Origin of the sequence: Pseudomonas sp. B21-040 (genome assembly GCF_024748695.1) — a bacterium.
GTDB lineage: Bacteria > Pseudomonadota > Gammaproteobacteria > Pseudomonadales > Pseudomonadaceae > Aquipseudomonas.
This window is the reverse complement of sequence record NZ_CP087176.1, coordinates 1,154,454-1,173,336: the sequence shown is the minus strand read 5'-3', so window position 1 is coordinate 1,173,336 and position 18,883 is coordinate 1,154,454. Positions and strand designations below refer to the sequence as shown.

Genomic DNA, 18,883 nt, shown 5'->3' with positions numbered 1-18,883 from the left:
AAGCCGTTATGTACTGGGTTTATTTGCGTTTGGCCATGCGCTGATAGCGCACCGCTTCGACGAAGACATCGGAATTGGCCGGATCGTCGAGGTAAGTAAACACCTGATCCATCGAGTTGTTGACCAATACGCCGTCGCCGTCATCGGTCTGGAAGTCTTCGCCACTCAAGACTTTTTGTCCGAGGGCCTGGTTGATCTGCTCGAGGTCGAGGTTGTAGACCACCAGTTCATGTTGTTCAGTGAGCTCGAAACCGGCAATGGTGAAATGCCCGCCGAATTTGGCCGGCACCTTCGCCGACAAGTACCAGCGGCTGCCATGGCGCGAGACGGTGAAGGGATAGGCTTCACGTTCGCCGGGGGTTGCCTTGAAGTAACTGACCGCCTGATAGCGATTGTCGCCGATGCGCGTCAACTCAAGGTTCATCGGTTCGCCCCAGGCGTTGGTGCTGGTCCATTTGCCGAGTAAACCTTTGGGCGCGGGGTCGCTTGCGGGCAGAGGCTCCTTGAAGGTCACCAGACAGCCACTGAGCAGCAACAACGACAAGGCGATCACTACGCCACGCCAGGCTTTCATTCAACACTCCCTATGAACACACGCAGCCCTGAACTGAACACCTGCCCCTGTGGGAGCGAGCTTGCTCGCGATAGCGGTGTGTCAGCCAACAGAGATGTTGAATGTCAGGCCGTCATCGCGAGCAAGCTCGCTCCCACAGGGTTTTGTGGCGTCCTCAGGGATTACACCGACGCGAGTACCAAGTGCATGTAACGATTGAGGATACCGAGCATTTCTTCTTCGCCCACAGGCTCCGCGTCGTTGAGCAAGCCCTGATACTCCATCCGTCCGATAATCGCCGTCAACACTTTGGCATCCTCTTGTGGCTCACGAGAACCCAATACCTCGAAAAGCTGGCACGTGCCCTGAAGGAGGATTTGCTGATGCGAGCGCACCAGTTCCGCCAGGCGCGGGTTCAACAAGGCCTCCTGACGGAACGCCTGTTCCGCCATCAAGTGTTCGCGACGGTTGATCAATTGCCGGTGAACGTAGTCCGCCATCAGTCGAGCGATATCGTCCGCCAGTTGCGCGCGAGCCTGCGGGCTGCCGTCGCCGCTGACCACCATCTCGCGCAGCAGGCCTTCGTTGTTCACCCACAACTTGGCCATGAACGCCGCACTGCGTTCCACGTATTGAGCGAAGGTATCGGTGAGCAAGTCATCGATATCCTTGAAGTAATAGGTCGTCGCCGACAACGGTACGCCGGCCTCGGCCGCCACCGCCCGGTGGCGCACGGCCCGCACGCCATCGCGCACGACAATGCGCATCGCCGCATCGAGAATGTCCTGTCGACGCTGCTCGCTGCCCTGTCGGCTGGCCTTGCGGCCCTGGTACTGAACACTTTCAGCGACCGCAGTGGCGATACCCGCTGCACCTTCTTGAGCCATTGCACGATTCACGACAGGTCTTTCCTCTCAGATGAAAGCAACAAATTGATACGTTTGTGCCAGACAGGCAATAAAAAGCCGCCTGAAAAGGCGGCTTCTTAATTGAAACACTTACGCTTGCGGCCGCATGTGCGGGAACAGGATCACGTCGCGGATCGACGGCGAGTTGGTCAGCAGCATCACCAGACGGTCGATACCGATGCCTTCACCCGCCGTTGGCGGCATGCCGTATTCCAGCGCGCGCACGAAGTCGGCGTCGTAGTGCATGGCTTCGTCATCGCCCGCGTCCTTGTCAGCGACTTGCGCCATGAAACGCTCAGCCTGGTCTTCCGCGTCGTTCAACTCGGAGTAGGCGTTGGCGATTTCACGGCCGCCGATGAACAATTCGAAACGGTCGGTGACGTTCGGGTTGTCATCGTTGCGACGAGCCAGCGGCGACACTTCGAACGGGTACTGGGTGATGAAGTGCGGCTGCTCCAGCTTGTGCTCGACCAGTTCTTCGAAAATCATCACTTGCAGCTTGCCCAGACCTTCGAAGCCCAGCACCTTGGCGCCGGCCTTCTTGGCGATGGCGCGAGCCTTGTCGATGTCGTTCAGGTCGTCAGCGGTCAGCTCAGGGTTGTACTTGAGGATCGAGTCGAACACCGACAGACGCACGAACGGTTCGCCGAAGTGGAACACTTTGTCGCCGTAAGGCACGTCGGTGCTGCCCAGAACCAGCTGCGCCAGCTCACGGAACAGTTCTTCGGTCAGGTCCATGTTGTCTTCGTAGTCGGCGTAAGCCTGGTAGAACTCCAACATGGTGAATTCAGGGTTGTGACGAGTCGAAACGCCTTCGTTACGGAAGTTGCGGTTGATCTCGAACACTTTCTCGAAACCGCCAACAACAAGGCGCTTGAGGTACAGCTCTGGCGCGATACGCAGGAACATGCCCATGTCCAGCGCGTTGTGGTGGGTTTCGAACGGCTTGGCCGCCGCACCGCCAGGAATGGTTTGCAGCATCGGCGTTTCGACTTCCAGGAAGTCACGCTGCATCAGGAAGCTGCGGATGTGCGCGATGACTTGCGAACGAACGCGGAAGGTCTGGCGCACGTCTTCGTTGACGATCAGGTCGACATAACGCTGACGGTAGCGCTGTTCGGTGTCGGTCAGGCCGTGGTGCTTGTCCGGCAGCGGGCGCAGCGACTTGGTCAGCAGGCGCACAGTGGTCATTTCAACGTACAGGTCGCCCTTGCCGGAACGGGCCAGGGTGCCTTCGGCGGCGATGATGTCGCCCATGTCCCAGGTCTTCACGGCGGCCAGGGTTTCTTCGGACAGGGTTTTACGGTTGACGTAAACCTGAATCCGCCCGGTCATGTCCTGAATCACCATGAACGAGCCACGGTTGAGCATGATGCGACCGGCAACCTTGACCGGAATTGCAGCCTCTGCCAGCTCTTCCTTGGTCTTGTCCGCGTATTTCTTCTGCAGATCTTCGCAGTAGTTTTCGCGGCGGAAGTCGTTCGGGAAGGCATTGCCCTTGGCGCGCTCGGCAGCAAGCTTTTCCTTGCGCAGGGCGATCAGGGAGTTTTCTTCCTGTTGCAGGGCTTGCGGGTCGAGTTCTAGGTCGCTCATGTCTTTAAATATTCCATCACAGGTTCGTTGCCCCCAGGCCTGCGGCCTGGGGATCGCCGGCAGGCCGGCTCCTACAAGGATCGAGGTATGTCAGTCGATCCTGTATTGCATGGCTTACAGGCCTTGTTTCAGGCTGGCCACCAGGTATTCGTCGATATCGCCGTCGAGCACCTTGTCGCAGTCGCTGCGTTCGATGTTAGTGCGCAAATCCTTGATTCGCGACGCATCGAGTACATACGAGCGGATCTGGTGACCCCAGCCGATGTCGGACTTGGTGTCTTCCAGGGCCTGGGAGGCGGCATTGCGTTTCTGCACTTCCTGCTCGTACAAGCGCGCCCGCAACATTTTCATCGCGGTGTCTTTGTTGGCGTGCTGGGAGCGTTCGTTCTGGCAGCTGACCACGGTGTTGGACGGTACGTGGGTAATCCGCACGGCCGAGTCGGTGGTGTTTACGTGCTGACCACCGGCACCGGAGGAGCGGTAGGTGTCGATGCGCAGGTCCGACGGGTTGATGTCGATTTCGATGTTGTCATCGATTTCCGGCGACACAAACACCGCCGAGAACGAGGTGTGGCGGCGGTTACCGGAGTCGAACGGGCTCTTGCGCACCAGACGGTGCACGCCAATTTCGGTACGCAACCAGCCAAAGGCGTATTCGCCCTTGATGTGCACGGTAGCGCCCTTGATCCCGGCGACTTCACCGGCGGACAGCTCCATGATGGTCGCGTCGAAACCGCGCTTGTCAGCCCAGCGCAGGTACATGCGCAGCAGGATGTTGGCCCAGTCCTGAGCCTCGGTGCCACCGGAGCCGGCCTGGATATCCAGGTAGGCGTTGTTGGCATCCATTTCACCGCTGAACATGCGACGGAATTCGAGTTTTTCCAGCGACTCGCGCAGGCGCTCGACTTCGGCAGCGACGTCATCGACGGCGGCCTGGTCTTCTTCTTCGGCGGACATCAGCAGCAGGTCTTTGGCGTCGGCCAGGCCTGAGTGCATTTCGTCGAGGGTTTCGACGATCTGCGCCAGCATGGACCGCTCGCGGCCCAGTTCCTGAGCGTACGTCGGGTTGTTCCAGACAGACGGATCTTCAAGCTCGCGATTGACTTCAGTCAGACGCTCATGCTTTTGATCGTAGTCAAAGATACCCCCGAATAGTTTCGGAGCGCTCGGACAGGTCCTTGATACTGTTAAGGATCGGGTTGATTTCCATGGCGGGCAGCACTCGTTGGCGAACTTTTGAAAGCCGGCGAGTATAACGTAATCAGGCTGTCACGGCAGCCCGCCTGGCCGCTTTACCGGCGAATGGTTTTGATTGAAACCATGGAACATCCCTGTAGCAGCGGTCGAGCCCCGCGAGGCCGCGTCCGAGGACGAAGTCCTCGCCAATCCTGCGCACGCGGTTTGCCTGGTAGACCGTGTTGTATGGTTTTACGACGGCTTTGCCGCCGGACGCAGCCTCGCAGGCTCGGCAGCTGCTACAGGTCGCGTATTACTTCACTCAATCCCCACCTGATTACGCCCATTGTTCTTCGCCAGATACAGCCCTTTATCCGCCGCCGAGATCAATTGCCGGCAATCGCTGCCCTGCTGCGGGACCATGGTGGACAGGCCGATGCTGATGGTCAGGCATGAGCCTTCGGTCGGTGAAATGTGCGGAATTTTCAGCGCGGCCACGGTTTGACGCAGTTTCTCCGCCACCAGCCGCGCACCGCCCGGCGTGGTATTGGGCAGCACCAACGCAAACTCTTCGCCACCGTAACGGGCTGGCAGGTCGGACGGGTGAGCGCTGGCCTCGCGAATCGCCGTCGCCACCTTGCGCAAGGCTTCGTCGCCCTCCAGATGGCCGAAGCTGTCGTTATAGGACTTGAAGTAATCCACATCGATCATCAGCAACGACAATTGGCTCTGGTCACGCAGCGAACGGCGCCACTCCAGTTCCAGGTACTCATCGAAATGCCGGCGGTTCGACAGCCCGGTCAGGCCATCGGAGTTCATCAGGCGTTGCAGCACCAGGTTGGTGTCGAGCAGTTGCTGCTGGCTGACCCGCAACGCCCGGTACGCCGCATCGCGCTGCAACAGCGTCATGTAGGAGCGCGAGTGATAGCGAATGCGCGCCACCAACTCGATGTTGTCCGGCAGCTTCACCAGATAATCGTTGGCCCCGGCCGCAAACGCCGCGCTCTTGATCAGCGGGTCTTCCTTGGTCGACAGGACAATGATCGGAATGTCCTTGGTCGCCGGATGATTGCGGTACTCGCGCACCAGGCTCAGGCCGTCCAGACCGGGCATCACCAGATCCTGAAGGATCACCGTCGGCTTGATGCGGATCGCTTGGGCAATGGCTTGGTGCGGGTCGGCGCAGAAGTGGAAGTCGATATTGTCTTCGTTCGACAACCCGCGACGCACCGCTTCGCCGATCATCGCCTGATCGTCCACCAACAACACCATGGCGGCGTTTTCGTCGGTTTTGTAGTCGTCGAGCTGTAATTCATTCATGTGCGGTCACCTGAATACTGCCTTTGCCAGGATTACTGCTAATGGTGGTCATTTCGGAAAGATCTCCAGCAATCGTGGTGCGATCTTGTTCAGTGGGCGGACTTCCACAGCAGCGTCGATGGCCGCGGCCGCCTTGGGCATTCCGAACACCGCACTGCTGTTCTGGTCCTGAGCGATGGTCAGGTAACCCTGTTGGCGCATGAGTTTAAGCCCCTGCGCGCCATCGCGCCCCATGCCGGTCAACAAAACCCCCACGGCGTCACCGTTCCAGTAATTGGCAACGCTTTCGAAAAACACATCAATTGAAGGACGGTAGATTTCGTTGACCGGTTCAGCGGTGTAGGCCAGCGTGCCGTTTTTCAGCAAGCGAATATGGTGGTTGGTACCGGCCAGCAACACCGTGCCAGCCTGGGGCGCCTCACCTTCCACTGCCAGGCGCACGTTCAAGCCACTGGCGCTGCCGAGCCATTCGGCCATGCCGGAAGCGAAGACCTGATCCACATGCTGGACCAGCACGATCGCTGCCGAAAAATCTCGCGGCAAACCCTTGAGCAGAATTTCCAGCGCTGCCGGCCCGCCGGCGGATGAGCCGATGGCGATCAGGCGCTGGCGCGAGGCGGAACTGCGATGCGGGCTCGGTGCCTTCGGGACTTGAGCGTTGCGGCCACCAATCAGCCAGCCGATGTTCATGATCTTGCGCAACAACGGGGCCGCCGCCTCTTGGGCATTGCCGGCACCGAGGGCCGGGGTGTCGACCACGTCCAGCGCGCCGTGGCCCATGGCCTCGAACACCCGATGCACGTTCTGCTGGCGGTCAACGGTGACGATGACAATGGCGCACGGTGTTTCTGTCATGATCCGCCGGGTCGCTTCCACCCCGTCCATGACGGGCATGATCAGGTCCATCAAAATCAGATCCGGCGTATTTTCGGCGCAAAGCTGCACCGCCTCCGCTCCATTGCCAGCCACCCAAATCACCTGGTGCGCCGGCTCAAACGCCAAGGCCCGGCGCAAAGCCTCTACCGCCATGGGCATGTCATTGACGATCGCGATTTTCATGCCTTTGCTCCTCCGATGAGCTCAACCACTGCATCAAGCAGGGCATCGTCATGAAAACTGGCCTTGGCTAGATAATAGTCGGCCCCGGCGTCCAGTCCACGACGACGGTCTTCCTCGCGATCCTTGTACGACACCACCATCACTGGCAGCGATTGCAGGCGATTGTCCCGGCGCAATAACGACACCAGTTCGATGCCATCCATGCGCGGCATATCAATGTCGGTGATCAGCAGATCGAAATCCTCCGAGCGCAGGGCGTTCCAGCCATCCATACCGTCAACCGCCACGGCCACATCGTAGCCGCGATTGAGCAGCAGCTTGCGTTGCAACTCGCGAACCGTCAGTGAGTCATCAACCACCAGAATCCGTTTACGCGCCGCCTCGACCGCTTGATTGCTGTGGCGGGCAATGCGCTCCAGGCGCCCGGTATTGAGCAGTTTGTCCACCGAACGCAGCATGTCTTCGACGTCGACGATCAGCACCACCGAACCATCGTCGAGCAAGGCCCCGGCGGAGATGTCCTGCACCTTGCCCAGACGTTCGTCCAGCGGCAATACGACCAATGTCCGCTCGCCGATAAAACGCTCGACCGCCACGCCGTAAATCGCATCGCGCTCGCGGATGACCACGACTTTAAGCGTCTGCTGACTGTTCTGGCTGACCGGGCGCTGCAACAGCTGACTGGCCGCCACCAGGCCGACATGCCGACCTTCATGCCAGAAATGCTGACGCCCTTCGACCTGCACGATGTCCGCCGACTCCAGGTCGCACATGCGTTCGATATGAGCCAGCGGAAACGCATAAGCCTCGTCACCGACTTCCACCACCAGGCTACGGACCACCGACAGCGTCAGCGGCACTTCGAGGTGGAAGCGGCTGCCTGCGCCCGCCGTTTGCTCCAGCACCACCGCTCCGCGCAATTGGCGGACCATGTGTTGAACCGCATCCAGCCCGACACCACGTCCGGAGACTTCGGTGACCTTGTCGCGCAGGCTGAAACCCGGCAGGAACAAAAACGTCAGCAGCTCTTCTTCGCTCAATTGCGCGGCGGTTTCGGCTGGGGATAACTGCCGCTCGACAACGGTGCGGCGGACCTTTTCCAGGTCGACGCCGTTGCCGTCATCGCTCAACTCCAGCACCAGCAGACCGGCCTGATGGGAGGCACGCAGACGAATCACCCCCTCCGCCGGTTTGCCGGCCAGCAACCTTTGTTCCGGGGATTCGATGCCGTGATCCACGGCGTTGCGCAACAAGTGCGTCAGTGGCGCTTCGAGTTTTTCCAGGACGTCGCGGTCGACCTGGGTTTTCTCGCCCTCGATCTCCAGCCGCACCTGTTTACCCAGGTCCCGGCCCAGATCGCGGACCATGCGCACCTGCCCGCTCAACACGTCGGCAAACGGGCGCATGCGACAAGCCAGCGCGGTGTCGTACAGCACCTGCGCCCGCTGACTGGCCTGCCAGGCAAACTCATCCAGCTCGGCGTTTTTTTCGATCAACAGTTGCTGGGATTCCGCCAGCAACCGCCGCGCATCCTCGAGCGCCTCCTGAGCTTCAAGGCTCAAGGCGTGCTCCTTGAGATGCACGTTGAGGTTTTCCAGTGCCCGCAGACCGTTGTTTTGTATGCGCTTGAGGCGCTGCATGGTCGCCAGGTGTGGTTTGAGCCGCTGGGTTTCCACCAGGGATTTACTCGACAGGTCGAGCAGGCTGTTCAAGCGCTCGGCCGTGACGCGCAGCACGCGCTCACCGTTTTCGGTGGTGCGTTTAGCCTTGCGCGGGGTTTCAACCGGGGCGGCTGGCGGCTCAATGACCGGGGCCGGCAACTCGACGGTCTGCGGTTCAGGCAGACGTTCGTCCCTGAGCGGTTCGACCGGTGCCAACGGATCAAGTACATGGGCCATCAACGCCACATAGGCCTCGATATCCGCCGGTGTCAGGTTGTTGTTCGGCGTGGCGATGCGCATCAGCAGATCGGTGCCTTGCAACAACGCATCGATGTGCTCGGGCCGCAAGTACAACTGCCCTTCCTGAGCGCTGACCAGGCAGTCTTCCATCACATGCGCAACACTGACCCCGGCATCGACACCGACGATCCGCGCGGCGCCCTTTAGCGAGTGCGCCGCGCGCATGCACGATTCGAGTTGATCGGCCTGAGTCGGGTTGCGCTCCAACGCCAACAGCCCGGCGTTCAGGACCTGGGTCTGGGCCTCGGCTTCCAGGCTGAACAGTTCGAGCAACGAAGCGTCGCGCATTTGCTCGGGGGTCATGTGAGGCTCCGGGTCACGGCGGACAGCAACTGTTCTTCATCCAGCCAGCGCAAACTGCGACCTTTGAACGGCAACACGCCTCGGGTGTATTTGCCGCTGGCCTGAGTGCCCGATTGCGATGCGGCATCCAGAATTCGTTCGTCGATGGCATGAATCCCGTCAACCTCGTCCACCGGCACCACCACCGGCCCACCGTGGGCGGCGATGATCAGCATGCGCGGCATGACCCGCGCACCGGTGGCCACGTTGTTGGTGGCGTCGAGCCCGAGCAATTCCACCAACGACAGGCACGCGACCAACGCTCCGCGCACATTTGCCACGCCGAGCAACGCCCGGGAGCGCTGGTGCGGCAACGAATGAATGGCTTGCAGGGGCGCCACTTCCACCAGGCTGCGAGTGGCCAGGCCCAGCCATTCCTCGCCGAGTCGGAACATCAGCAGCGAACGGGTTTTCACCTCGGTTTCAACCGCTGCCGAATGTTGCACGCGGTCGTCCTGCTGCAAGGCGTAGCGGTCGAGCAAACGCGTAGCGGCGGCCGAGTACACCGCGCAATTGCGGCAGTGAATGTGCTCGGTCAGCAGCGGGCAGGACTTGTCACCGTGAATACCGATGCGGTTCCAGCAATCGTCGATGGCCTGGGCATCTTCATGGGTAACGTTCAAGGTGTCGGAGGCGCTCATCGTTTACGCTCACTGTCAGCGCGCTCGCTGCGGGCGGCGCGGTCCTGCAATCGTCTGGCACCCGCCGCATCACCCTGGGATTGCAGCAAGGCCGCCAGGTGCATCAACGCGTCGGGATGTTGCGGTTCAAGGTACAACGCCTTGCGATAAAAACCTTGGGCTTCGAAGGTGTTTCCACTGACATCGCTGAGCAGCCCCAGCCAGTAAAACACTTGGGCGACCGGCTCGTGGCTGCGCAAATACCCTTCGCACGCGGCGCGGGCTTCGACACTTTTGCCTTCGTTGGCCAGCACCGCGATGTTCGCCAGCAACGCAATCGCGTCCGATGCTTTCGCCGCGATTGGCGACGTGAGGGGGGTGAACGGGCGGTTACGCACGGTTGGCGGTGTCACGCTGCGCACGGGTTGGCGTACCGGCAGCGGCGCCGGCACGAACACGGGAAACGGCTCAGGCTGTGGCGCACTCTGGCGGCTGAACGCAAACGACTGCGCAATGCCAATCGAGCGCATGCCAAAACGCCCCAACAAACCACCTTCGGCCGGGCCGATAAACAGCACGCCGTCGACATGCGTCAGGTGCTTGAGTACTTCAAAAACCTGCTGCTGGGTTGGCTGATCGAAATAGATCAGCAAGTTGCGGCAGAACACAAAATCATAGGGTTGCGCGTTAGCGAGCAAGGCCGGATCAAGCAGGTTGCCGACCTGCAAACGCACCTGCTCAAGCACGCGCTCGCTGAGGCGATAACTGTCGTCTTCGGCACTGAAATGGCGGTCGCGAAACGCGATATCGTGACCGCGAAACGAGTTTTTCCCGTAGACCGCACGCCTGGCCTTTTCCACCGACAGTGGGCTGACGTCCATGCCTTCTACCTTGAACTGATGCGGTTCAAGCCCGGCATCAAGCAGGGTCATGGCGATGGAATACGGCTCCTCACCCGTGGAACACGGCAGGCTGAGAATTCGCAGCGCACGCATGTTGTTGATTTCGGCCAGCCGTTTTACCGCCAGTTTCGCCAGGGTCGCGAAGGATTCCGGATAACGGAAAAACCAGGTCTCCGGCACGATCACCGCTTCGATCAATGCCTGCTGCTCATCCTGCGAGCCTTGCAGTGTGTGCCAATACTCATCGGCCGTCAGCGCATTGGACGCCGTGCTGCGCTGGCGCACCGCGCGCTCGATGATCGCCGGGCCCACCGACGTCACGTCGAGGCCGATACGTTCCTTGAGGAAATCGAAAAAACGCTGATCGCTGCTCATGACCGCTCCTCAAGCGATGCCAGGTCCAGCGGTGGCGAAGGAAACAGCAGCGCGCGAACCTGATCATCGAGCAAATCAACGACCCGTACCCATTGCAGCAGTCCTTGCGCATCCTCCCGAACCGGCCCCAGGTACGGCGCCTGGCGGTTGTCCAAACCATAGGGTTTGAAGTCCGCAGCGTCACAACGCAAGGTATCGGTGGCCTGCTCAAGGATCAGGCCCAGCAACATCGAGGGTGTCGTGTCATCCGGCCGATAGTGCACCAGCACCAGCCGCGTACTGGTACGGGCCTGCGCCGGTTGACCGAACGTCAGCGCACAAAGGTCGATCACCGGTACGACGGCGCCGCGATAAGCAAAGACCCCGGCGACCCAATCAGGCGCCCGTGGAATCGGCTTCAAAGGCAGGCGTGGCAACACTTCCGCCACTTCGATGGCCTGCAAGGCAAAACGCTCGCTGGCGATGCGAAACACCAGGAACAACGATTGCTTCGCCGGCACCACGGCGCCGCGTTTGCCCGCGAGTTCGCTCATCAGACTTTGAATCGCGAAACGCCGCTGCGCAGCCCGACGGCCACCTGGCTCAGTTCGTCGATGGCGAAACTGGCCTGGCGCAACGACTCGACGGTCTGGCTGCTGGCATCACCCAACTGCACCAGCGCATGGTTGATCTGTTCGGCACCGGTGGCCTGCGCCTGCATGCCTTCATTGACCATCAACACCCGCGGCGCCAGCGCCTGCACCTGATGGATGATCTGCGACAACTGCTCGCCGACCTGCTGCACTTCGGACATGCCCCGGCGCACTTCCTCCGAGAACTTGTCCATGCCCATCACGCCGGCGGACACCGCCGACTGGATCTCGCGCACCATTTGTTCGATGTCATAAGTGGCGACAGCGGTTTGATCCGCCAGGCGCCGCACTTCGGTGGCGACCACGGCGAACCCGCGACCGTATTCACCGGCCTTCTCGGCTTCGATTGCAGCGTTGAGCGACAGCAAGTTGGTCTGGTCGGCGACTTTGACGATGGTCACCACCACCTGGTTGATGTTGCCGGCCTTCTCATTGAGGATCGCCAGTTTGGCGTTGACCAGATCGGCCGCTCCCATCACCGAGTGCATGGTGTCTTCCATGCGCGCCAGGCCTTGCTGCCCGGAACCGGCCAGCACCGAAGCCTGATCGGCAGCAGTGGAGACTTCAGTCATGGTGCGCACCAGGTCCCGGGACGTCGCGGCGATTTCTCGGGAGGTCGCGCCGATTTCCGTGGTGGTGGCGGCGGTTTCCGTGGCGGTGGCTTGCTGCTGCTTGGACGTGGCGGCGATCTCGGTCACCGACGTGGTCACTTGCACCGACGAGCGCTGGGCCTGAGACACCAGCGACGTCAGCTCGGTCATCATGTCGTTGAAGCCGGTTTCCACGGCGCCGAATTCGTCTTTGCGCTCCAGGTTCAAACGGCCACTAAGGTCGCCGGTGCGCATGATTTCGAGGATGTCCACGATCCGGTTCATTGGCGCCATGATCGCGCGCATCAGCAGCAAACCGCACAGGCCGGCGGCCAGCACCGCAATCAGCAAGGAAATGCCCATGATGACCTTCGCGGTGACCACGGCGTCGTCAATGTTCGCCATGTCCTGGTCGGCCACTGCTTTGTTTTCGCGGATGATGTCGTTGAGTTTCATCCGGCCCGCCGTCCACGCCGGGGTCAGCTGTTCATTGAACAGTTTGATGGCGTCGGCCTCCTGATTGTTCTTATGCAGGTCGAGGAGTTTCGCCAGGATCTTCTGGTACTCCTCATGCAGCTTTTCGAACGCGGCGATTTCGACCTTGTCTTCCTCCGTGGTCACCGTGCGTCGATAGTTGTTCATCTGCTCCAGCAGTCGCGCCTCGAACGCCTTGAAATCGGCGGCGTCTTCGACACTGACGCCCTGCCCTTCCTTGAGGCCGAGCATCTCCTGGGTCTGGATAAAACTGTCGACCCAGGCACTGCGAATCATCGAGCTGAAATACACCCCCGGCAGCGCATCATCGCGAACGCTTTCTTCACTGGCTTCGATCTTCAACAGCCGTGAATACGAGACGACGACCATCAACAGCATGATGGCGATGATTACCGCAAAGCTCGCCAAGATGCGTTGGCGCAACGTCCAGTTTTTCACAGTCAGTCCTCGGGGCGGTTCAAATGCTGGGGAGTATAGCCGAGGGCGTTGTTTCATTTATAAGACGGTGTGCGGCGGCTCTCAATCCAGGACTTACAGGGAAACCTGTCGCACCTGCTTCTCCAGCTCTGCCTTCAACCCCGACTCCAGCTTCAACTGCCGCGCCAGCTCATCGAGGTAGGACTTCTCCATGAAGTTCTGCTCATCCACCAGCATCACGCTGGCGATGTACATCTCGGCGGCCATTTCCGGCGTGCTGGCAGCCCGGGCAACGTCCGTCGGGTCCAGCGGTTTGTTAAGTTCGGCATGCAGCCAGTGCTGCAACACCTGATCGTTGTCGAGCTTGCTGAACTCACTTTCGATCAGCGCACGCTCGCGTTCATCAATATGGCCGTCCGCTTTCGCTGCAGCCACCAACGCCTTGAGAATCGCCTGGCTGTGCAATTCGACTTGCGCCGGGGGCAAGCGATCGAGGGTTTGCGGTTCAGTGTTCGGTGCCGTGCCTTGCTGGGCCTGCCAGTTGCCAAAGGCCTTGTAGGCAATCACGCCCAACGCGGCGAGGCCGCCGTAGACGGCGACTTTGCCGCCGACGCTACGAGCCTTTTTGCTGCCGAGCAACAACCCCATGGCGCCCGCAGCTATCGCACCGCCGCTCGCGCCCGAGAGCAAACCGCCGAGGCCACCGCTGGACGCCTTGTTCTGATTGCCGCCGGCCTTGTTCTGCAGCAGGTCCTGACCGGACTTGAGCAGTTGATCGAGCAATCCACGGGTATTCATTTTGCCGCCTCCAGGAAAGGGGTTAACCGGACACTTAAGGCCCCGAGCCTAATTCGAAAGTGCCCCGCGTCTCCCGGCGAGAGTGCTTCTGAATGTTGCCAGGATAAAACGGCCCATCGAATAAAAAGATATACACTCGAGCGAATCTATAAAAACCGCCCACCGGGTACTGCCCCATGATGACCCTGCGTCAGATTCGTCATTTCATCGCCGTGGCCGAGACCGGCTCGATCTCCGCCGCCGCGCAAACCGCGTTCATTTCCCAATCGACATTGACCCTGGCGATCCAGCAACTGGAAGAGGAGATAGGCGTAGGCCTGTTTAACCGGCATGCCAAGGGGATGAGCCTGACTCATCAGGGCCATCAATTCCTGCGTCAGGCGCACTTGATCCTGGCCACGGTGGACAACGCCAAGCGCAGCCTGCAACAGAGCACCGATCAGGTGGCCGGGCAGTTGATCGTCGGGGTGACCAGCCTGGTGGCCGGCTATTACCTGGCGGACTTGCTGACAAGATTCCAACGCGCCTACCCCAACGTCGAAATCCGCGTAATGGAAGACGAACGCCCCTACATCGAGCATTTGCTGGTCAGTGGCGAGATCGACGTCGGCGTGTTGATCCTCTCCAACCTCGAAGACCGCCACGCCCTGCAAACCGAAGTCCTGACCCATTCACCCCATCGCTTGTGGCTGCCGGCGCAGCATCCGCTACTGGAACACGACAGCATCAACCTCGCCGACGTAGCGCGAGAGCCGCTGATTCAACTGAACGTCGATGAAATGGACCGTAATGCCCAGCGCATGTGGTCCGCCGCGTCGCTGCAACCACGCATCACCCTGAGAACCGCGTCGACGGAAGCCGTGCGAAGCCTGGTGGCGGCCGGTTTGGGCGTATCGATCCAGCCCGACATGACCTATCGCCCGTGGTCGCTGGAGGGCGACATCATCGAAGCGCGCCCGATTGCCGACTTGAGTCAGACCCTCGACGTCGGCCTGGCCTGGCGTCGCGGCACGGCGCGGCCAGCGCTGGTGGACCCGTTCCTGACGGTTGCGCGCGAGCAGCCCCACGGCGGGCGCAAGCCATCTATTTAATCGAACGCCACCTTCAGTATTTAGTATTTGTCGACCTCGGGTCCGCGCACTAGTCTTGTTGCATCTATATAAGACGGCCGGCCCCAGTCACAGGGAGCAGCATGGCCACACAAGAAAAGAGAACCCGAAAGATGGCTGGCGCGCAGACCCCGTTGTTCACCGCGTTGTTGATCGATGGCGAATTGGTCGCGGGTCAGGGTGTTGTCGAACCCATCCTCAACCCCGCCACCGGGGAAGTGCTGACGCACATCGCCGAGGCCAGCACCGAGCAAGTGGAAGCCGCGATTCTCGCCGCCCATCACGCCTTCGCCAGTTGGTCACGGACCACGCCACAGCAACGTTCAAACCTGTTGCTGGACATCGCCAATGCCATCGAAAAACAAGCCGACCTCCTCGCCCGTCTCGAATCCCTGAACTGCGGCAAGCCGTTGCACCTGGCCCGTCAGGATGACTTGAGCGCGACGGTCGATGTGTTCCGTTTCTTTGCCGGCGCCGTGCGCTGCCAGACCGGCCAGCTCAGCGGTGAATACCTGCCGGGGTATACCAGCATGGTGCGCCGCGATCCTATCGGGGTCGTCGCCTCTATCGCGCCGTGGAATTACCCGATCATGATGGCCGCGTGGAAAATCGCCCCGGCCCTCGCCGCCGGCAACACGCTGGTGTTCAAGCCGTCCGAACACACGCCGTTGTCCATCCTCGCCCTGGCCCCAGCCCTGGCCGAGATCCTGCCGCGTGGCGTGATCAACATTGTTTGCGGCGGCGGTGAAGGGGTCGGCAGCCACTTGGTCAGTCACCCGAAAATCCGCATGGTGTCGTTGACCGGCGATATCGTCACCGGGCAAAAAATCCTGCAAGCCGCGGCGAAAACCTTGAAGCGCACGCACCTCGAACTCGGCGGCAAAGCGCCGGTGATCGTCTGTAACGATGCGGACATTCAAGCGGTGGTCGAGGGTGTGCGCACTTACGGTTATTACAACGCCGGTCAGGATTGCACCGCCGCGTGCCGGATTTACGCACAGGCCGGGATTCATGATCGTTTGGTGGCTGAGCTCGGCGCGGCGGTCAGCAGCCTGCGTTTCGCCGGCAAGCGCGATGCCGATAACGAAATCGGCCCGCTGATCAGCACCCGCCAGCGCGACCGCGTGGCCAGTTTTGTCGAACGCGCCCTCGGCCAACCGCACATCGAGCGGGTGACCGGTGCGGCGGTGCATTCCGGTGCCGGCTTCTATTACCAGCCGACGCTGCTGGCCGGCTGCAAGCAGAGCGATGAAATCGTTCAGCGTGAAGTGTTCGGGCCGGTGGTCACCGTGACCCGTTTTGACGGGCTCGAACAAGCCGTGGACTGGGCCAACGACTCCGAATACGGCCTCGCCTCCTCGGTCTGGACCCAAAACCTGGACAAGGCGATGCAGGTCGCAGCGCGCTTGCAGTACGGCTGCACCTGGATCAACAGCCATTTCATGCTGGTCAGCGAAATGCCCCATGGTGGCCTGAAGCGTTCGGGCTACGGCAAAGACCTGTCCAGTGACTCGCTTCAGGACTACAGCGTGGTGCGGCACATCATGGCGCGCCATGGCCAGCATCTCTGACTACGCTAATAACAAGCCGCTAACGGCATGCTTCACCACGTTCACAACTGCCCCGACCATAATTAAAGAAGAGGGAATTCCCATGTTCGTGCACAAGACCGCACTGCTCAGTGCAATCACTACAGCGCTGCTGGCCAGCGCCAGCCTCCAGGCCGCTGAACCGCTGAAAGCGGTCGGCGCCGGCGAAGGTCAGCTGGATATCGTGGCCTGGCCCGGCTACATCGAACGTGGCGAAAGCGACAAGGCCTACGACTGGGTCACCGGTTTCGAGAAGGAAACCGGCTGCAAGGTGAACGTGAAGACTGCGGCCACTTCCGATGAAATGGTCAGCTTGATGGCCAAGGGCGGTTACGACCTGGTGACCGCGTCGGGCGATGCCTCGTTGCGGTTGATTGGCGGCAAGCGTGTGCAGCCGATCAACACGGCGTTGATCCCGAACTGGAAAAACATCGACCCGCGTCTCAAGGATGCGCCGTGGTACGTGGTCAACAAACAGACTTACGGCACCCCGTATCAGTGGGGCCCGAACGTATTGATGTACAACACCAACGTGTTCAAGACCGCGCCGACCAGTTGGGCCGTGGTGTTCAATGCGCAAAACCTGCCGGACGGCAAGCCGAACAAGGGCCGCGTGCAGGCCTATGACGGCCCGATTTACATCGCCGACGCGGCGCTGTACCTGAAAACCGCCAAGCCGGAATTGGGCATCCAGAACCCGTACGAACTGTCCGAAACGCAGTACAAAGCCGTGCTTGATCTGTTGCGTGCCCAGCAGCCGCTGATCCACCGCTACTGGCATGACACCACCGTGCAGATGAGCGACTTCAAAAACGAAGGCGTGGTCGCGTCTGGCGCCTGGCCGTATCAAGTCAACGGCCTGATGAACGAGAAACAGCCGATCGCTTCGACCATCCCGAAAGAAGGCGCCACCGGTTGGGCCGACACCACCATGATGCACGCTGAGGCCAAACACCCGAACTGCGCCTACAAGTGGATGGACTGGTCGTTGCAACCGAAAGTCCAGGGTGATGTGGCGGCTTGGTTCGGCTCGTTGCCAGCGGTGCCGGCGGCGTGCACCGGCAGCGAACTTCTGGGTGCCGAGGGCTGCAAAACCAACGGTTTCGACCAGTTCGAAAAAATCGCCTTCTGGAAAACCCCGCAGGCTGAAGGCGGCAAGTTCGTGCCATACAGCCGCTGGACCCAGGACTACATCGCGATCATGGGCGGCCGATAAGCCCCCCGTAGCAGCTGCCGAGGCACGAGGCTGCGTTGCGTGTCCGCAGGACCGCCCTCGGGGCCGCTGCGCAGCCCAACGCAGCCTCGTACCTCGACAGCTGCTACGACGCTGTTCATTAAGTTTCAGATTTTTCAGAAGTCCAGGCAGGGCCGCTGCGACGGCCCTCGCCTTTTTGGAGCACCGCACCATGACGCTTGCAGTCCAGTTCACCAACGTTTCCCGTCTGTTCGGCGAAGTGAAAGCCGTAGACCGGGTTTCCATCGACATCCAGGACGGCGAGTTTTTCTCCATGCTGGGCCCTTCCGGCTCGGGCAAAACCACCTGTTTGCGCCTGATCGCCGGTTTCGAACAACCGAGCGCAGGCTCTATCCGGATTCACGGCGAAGAAGCCGCCGGGTTGCCGCCGTATGAGCGTGATGTCAACACGGTGTTTCAGGATTACGCCCTGTTTCCGCACATGAATGTTCGCGACAACGTCGCCTATGGTTTGAAAGTCAAAGGCGTCGGCAAGGCCGAGCGCCAGAAACGCGCCGAAGAAGCCCTCGACATGGTCGCCCTCGGTGGCTACGGCGAGCGCAAACCGGTGCAACTGTCCGGCGGTCAACGTCAGCGTGTGGCCCTGGCCCGCGCACTGGTCAATCGCCCGCGTGTGCTGCTGCTCGACGAACCCTTGGGCGCCCTCGACTTGAAGCTGCGCGAGCAAATGCAGAGCGAGCTGAAGAAACTGCAGCGTCAGCTCGGCATCACGTTCATTTTCGTCACCCATGACCAGACCGAAGCGCTGTCGATGTCCGACCGCGTGGCCGTGTTCAACAAGGGCCGCATCGAACAGGTCGACACCCCGCGCAACCTCTACATGAAACCGGCAACGACCTTCGTCGCCGAATTCGTCGGCACCTCCAACGTGATTCGCGGCGATCTGGCGAAGCAGTTGAGCGGCAATCCACAGCCGTTCTCGATTCGTCCCGAACACGTGCGTTTCGCCGAAGGCCCGCTGGCCGGCCACGAAATCGAAGTCAGCGGATTGCTGCACGACATCCAGTACCAGGGCAGCGCTACTCGCTACGAACTGAAGCTGGAAAACGGCCAGACCCTGAACATCAGCCAGGCCAACAATCAATGGCTGGACGTCAGCGCCCAGCACCAGACCGGGCAACGCATCAGTGCTCGCTGGGCACGGGAAGCGATGATCCCGCTGCACGACACCGTTGCCGGCGGGGTGTGA

The 18,883-nt window shown here is 60.7% G+C and carries 16 protein-coding genes; 4 read left to right on the top strand and 12 right to left on the bottom strand.

Going from position 1 to position 18,883, the window contains the following annotated elements:
* Positions 1-19 precede the first annotated feature (19 nt).
* The 12 genes from LOY55_RS05215 to LOY55_RS05160 all read right to left on the bottom strand — a co-directional run bounded on the left by LOY55_RS05215 (position 20) and on the right by LOY55_RS05160 (position 13,741).
* Positions 20-574 carry a hypothetical protein gene (locus tag LOY55_RS05215; protein WP_046029125.1) on the bottom strand — a complete coding sequence of 185 codons (555 nt, stop codon included), beginning with the start codon at positions 572-574 and terminating at the stop codon, positions 20-22.
* Positions 575-735: 161 nt separating this feature from the next.
* On the bottom strand, positions 736-1,452 hold the full coding sequence (locus LOY55_RS05210) for a TetR/AcrR family transcriptional regulator (protein ID WP_046029123.1): 717 nt from the start codon (positions 1,450-1,452) through the stop codon (positions 736-738).
* A gap of 99 nt (positions 1,453-1,551) precedes the next feature.
* Positions 1,552-3,054, bottom strand: a complete 1,503-nt coding sequence (gene lysS, locus LOY55_RS05205; protein ID WP_046029121.1) for a lysine--tRNA ligase — start codon at positions 3,052-3,054, stop codon at positions 1,552-1,554.
* Between the two features lie 114 nt (positions 3,055-3,168).
* Positions 3,169-4,264, bottom strand: a protein-coding gene (prfB, locus tag LOY55_RS05200) for a peptide chain release factor 2 (protein ID WP_109786026.1) whose coding sequence is annotated in 2 segments (ribosomal slippage) — positions 3,169-4,191 and positions 4,193-4,264 — 1,095 coding nt in all. Because the reading frame shifts where the segments join, the coding sequence is not laid out codon by codon here.
* A gap of 284 nt (positions 4,265-4,548) precedes the next feature.
* Positions 4,549-5,550 carry a diguanylate cyclase domain-containing protein gene (locus tag LOY55_RS05195; protein ID WP_223523825.1) on the bottom strand — a complete coding sequence of 334 codons (1,002 nt, stop codon included), beginning with the start codon at positions 5,548-5,550 and terminating at the stop codon, positions 4,549-4,551.
* 48 nt (positions 5,551-5,598) lie between these two features.
* The gene (locus LOY55_RS05190; protein WP_109786027.1) at positions 5,599-6,609 is read right to left on the bottom strand and encodes a chemotaxis response regulator protein-glutamate methylesterase; all 1,011 of its coding nucleotides are present in this window, start codon (positions 6,607-6,609) and stop codon (positions 5,599-5,601) included.
* Positions 6,606-8,873 (bottom strand): hybrid sensor histidine kinase/response regulator, encoded by a 2,268-nt coding sequence (locus LOY55_RS05185; RefSeq protein WP_077430806.1) that lies wholly within the window; start codon positions 8,871-8,873, stop codon positions 6,606-6,608. Before LOY55_RS05185 ends, LOY55_RS05190 begins: the two co-directional genes overlap by 4 nt.
* Positions 8,870-9,553 carry a chemotaxis protein CheW gene (locus tag LOY55_RS05180; RefSeq protein ID WP_046029107.1) on the bottom strand — a complete coding sequence of 228 codons (684 nt, stop codon included), beginning with the start codon at positions 9,551-9,553 and terminating at the stop codon, positions 8,870-8,872. Before LOY55_RS05180 ends, LOY55_RS05185 begins: the two co-directional genes overlap by 4 nt.
* Positions 9,550-10,809: a CheR family methyltransferase gene (locus LOY55_RS05175; protein ID WP_223523822.1), complete on the bottom strand. Its 1,260-nt coding sequence runs from the start codon at positions 10,807-10,809 to the stop codon at positions 9,550-9,552. Before LOY55_RS05175 ends, LOY55_RS05180 begins: the two co-directional genes overlap by 4 nt.
* Complete coding sequence (locus LOY55_RS05170; protein ID WP_046029103.1) at positions 10,806-11,342, bottom strand: chemotaxis protein CheW; 537 nt, start codon at positions 11,340-11,342, stop codon at positions 10,806-10,808. Before LOY55_RS05170 ends, LOY55_RS05175 begins: the two co-directional genes overlap by 4 nt.
* A complete protein-coding gene (locus LOY55_RS05165) occupies positions 11,342-12,964 on the bottom strand; it encodes a methyl-accepting chemotaxis protein (protein WP_109786029.1) in 1,623 nt (540 codons plus the stop codon). The genes LOY55_RS05170 and LOY55_RS05165 overlap by 1 nt, the downstream gene beginning before the upstream one ends.
* 93 nt (positions 12,965-13,057) lie before the next feature.
* Positions 13,058-13,741, bottom strand: a complete 684-nt coding sequence (locus LOY55_RS05160) for a tellurite resistance TerB family protein (protein ID WP_223523819.1) — start codon at positions 13,739-13,741, stop codon at positions 13,058-13,060.
* A 176-nt stretch (positions 13,742-13,917) separates the two neighbouring features.
* Here LOY55_RS05160 and LOY55_RS05155 point away from each other — a divergent pair, with 176 nt between their 5' ends.
* The 4 genes from LOY55_RS05155 to LOY55_RS05140 all read left to right on the top strand — a co-directional run bounded on the left by LOY55_RS05155 (position 13,918) and on the right by LOY55_RS05140 (position 18,883).
* Positions 13,918-14,832, top strand: coding sequence for a LysR family transcriptional regulator (locus LOY55_RS05155; RefSeq protein WP_046029088.1), 915 nt, complete (start codon positions 13,918-13,920; stop codon positions 14,830-14,832).
* A gap of 101 nt (positions 14,833-14,933) precedes the next feature.
* A complete protein-coding gene (locus LOY55_RS05150; RefSeq protein ID WP_109786031.1) occupies positions 14,934-16,421 on the top strand; it encodes a gamma-aminobutyraldehyde dehydrogenase in 1,488 nt (495 codons plus the stop codon).
* A gap of 82 nt (positions 16,422-16,503) precedes the next feature.
* Positions 16,504-17,655, top strand: coding sequence for a putative ABC transporter substrate-binding protein YdcS (ydcS, locus tag LOY55_RS05145; RefSeq protein ID WP_223523816.1), 1,152 nt, complete (start codon positions 16,504-16,506; stop codon positions 17,653-17,655).
* Between the two features lie 190 nt (positions 17,656-17,845).
* Positions 17,846-18,883 carry an ABC transporter ATP-binding protein gene (locus LOY55_RS05140; protein ID WP_077430811.1) on the top strand — a complete coding sequence of 346 codons (1,038 nt, stop codon included), beginning with the start codon at positions 17,846-17,848 and terminating at the stop codon, positions 18,881-18,883.

Bases quoted from the DNA above. Each gene is read 5' to 3' on its own strand.
- LOY55_RS05215 (WP_046029125.1), bottom strand. From the start codon at position 574: ATGAAAGCCTGGCGTGGCGTAGTGATCGCCTTGTCGTTGTTGCTGCTC.
- LOY55_RS05160 (WP_223523819.1), bottom strand. From the start codon at position 13,741: ATGAATACCCGTGGATTGCTCGATCAACTGCTCAAGTCCGGTCAGGAC.
- LOY55_RS05140 (WP_077430811.1), top strand. From the start codon at position 17,846: ATGACGCTTGCAGTCCAGTTCACCAACGTTTCCCGTCTGTTCGGCGAA.
- LOY55_RS05180 (WP_046029107.1), bottom strand. From the start codon at position 9,553: ATGAGCGCCTCCGACACCTTGAACGTTACCCATGAAGATGCCCAGGCC.
- LOY55_RS05150 (WP_109786031.1), top strand. From the start codon at position 14,934: ATGGCCACACAAGAAAAGAGAACCCGAAAGATGGCTGGCGCGCAGACC.
- LOY55_RS05185 (WP_077430806.1), bottom strand. From the start codon at position 8,873: ATGACCCCCGAGCAAATGCGCGACGCTTCGTTGCTCGAACTGTTCAGC.
- LOY55_RS05155 (WP_046029088.1), top strand. From the start codon at position 13,918: ATGATGACCCTGCGTCAGATTCGTCATTTCATCGCCGTGGCCGAGACC.
- LOY55_RS05195 (WP_223523825.1), bottom strand. From the start codon at position 5,550: ATGAATGAATTACAGCTCGACGACTACAAAACCGACGAAAACGCCGCC.
- LOY55_RS05190 (WP_109786027.1), bottom strand. From the start codon at position 6,609: ATGAAAATCGCGATCGTCAATGACATGCCCATGGCGGTAGAGGCTTTG.
- LOY55_RS05170 (WP_046029103.1), bottom strand. From the start codon at position 11,342: ATGAGCGAACTCGCGGGCAAACGCGGCGCCGTGGTGCCGGCGAAGCAA.
- LOY55_RS05175 (WP_223523822.1), bottom strand. From the start codon at position 10,809: ATGAGCAGCGATCAGCGTTTTTTCGATTTCCTCAAGGAACGTATCGGC.
- lysS (WP_046029121.1), bottom strand. From the start codon at position 3,054: ATGAGCGACCTAGAACTCGACCCGCAAGCCCTGCAACAGGAAGAAAAC.
- ydcS (WP_223523816.1), top strand. From the start codon at position 16,504: ATGTTCGTGCACAAGACCGCACTGCTCAGTGCAATCACTACAGCGCTG.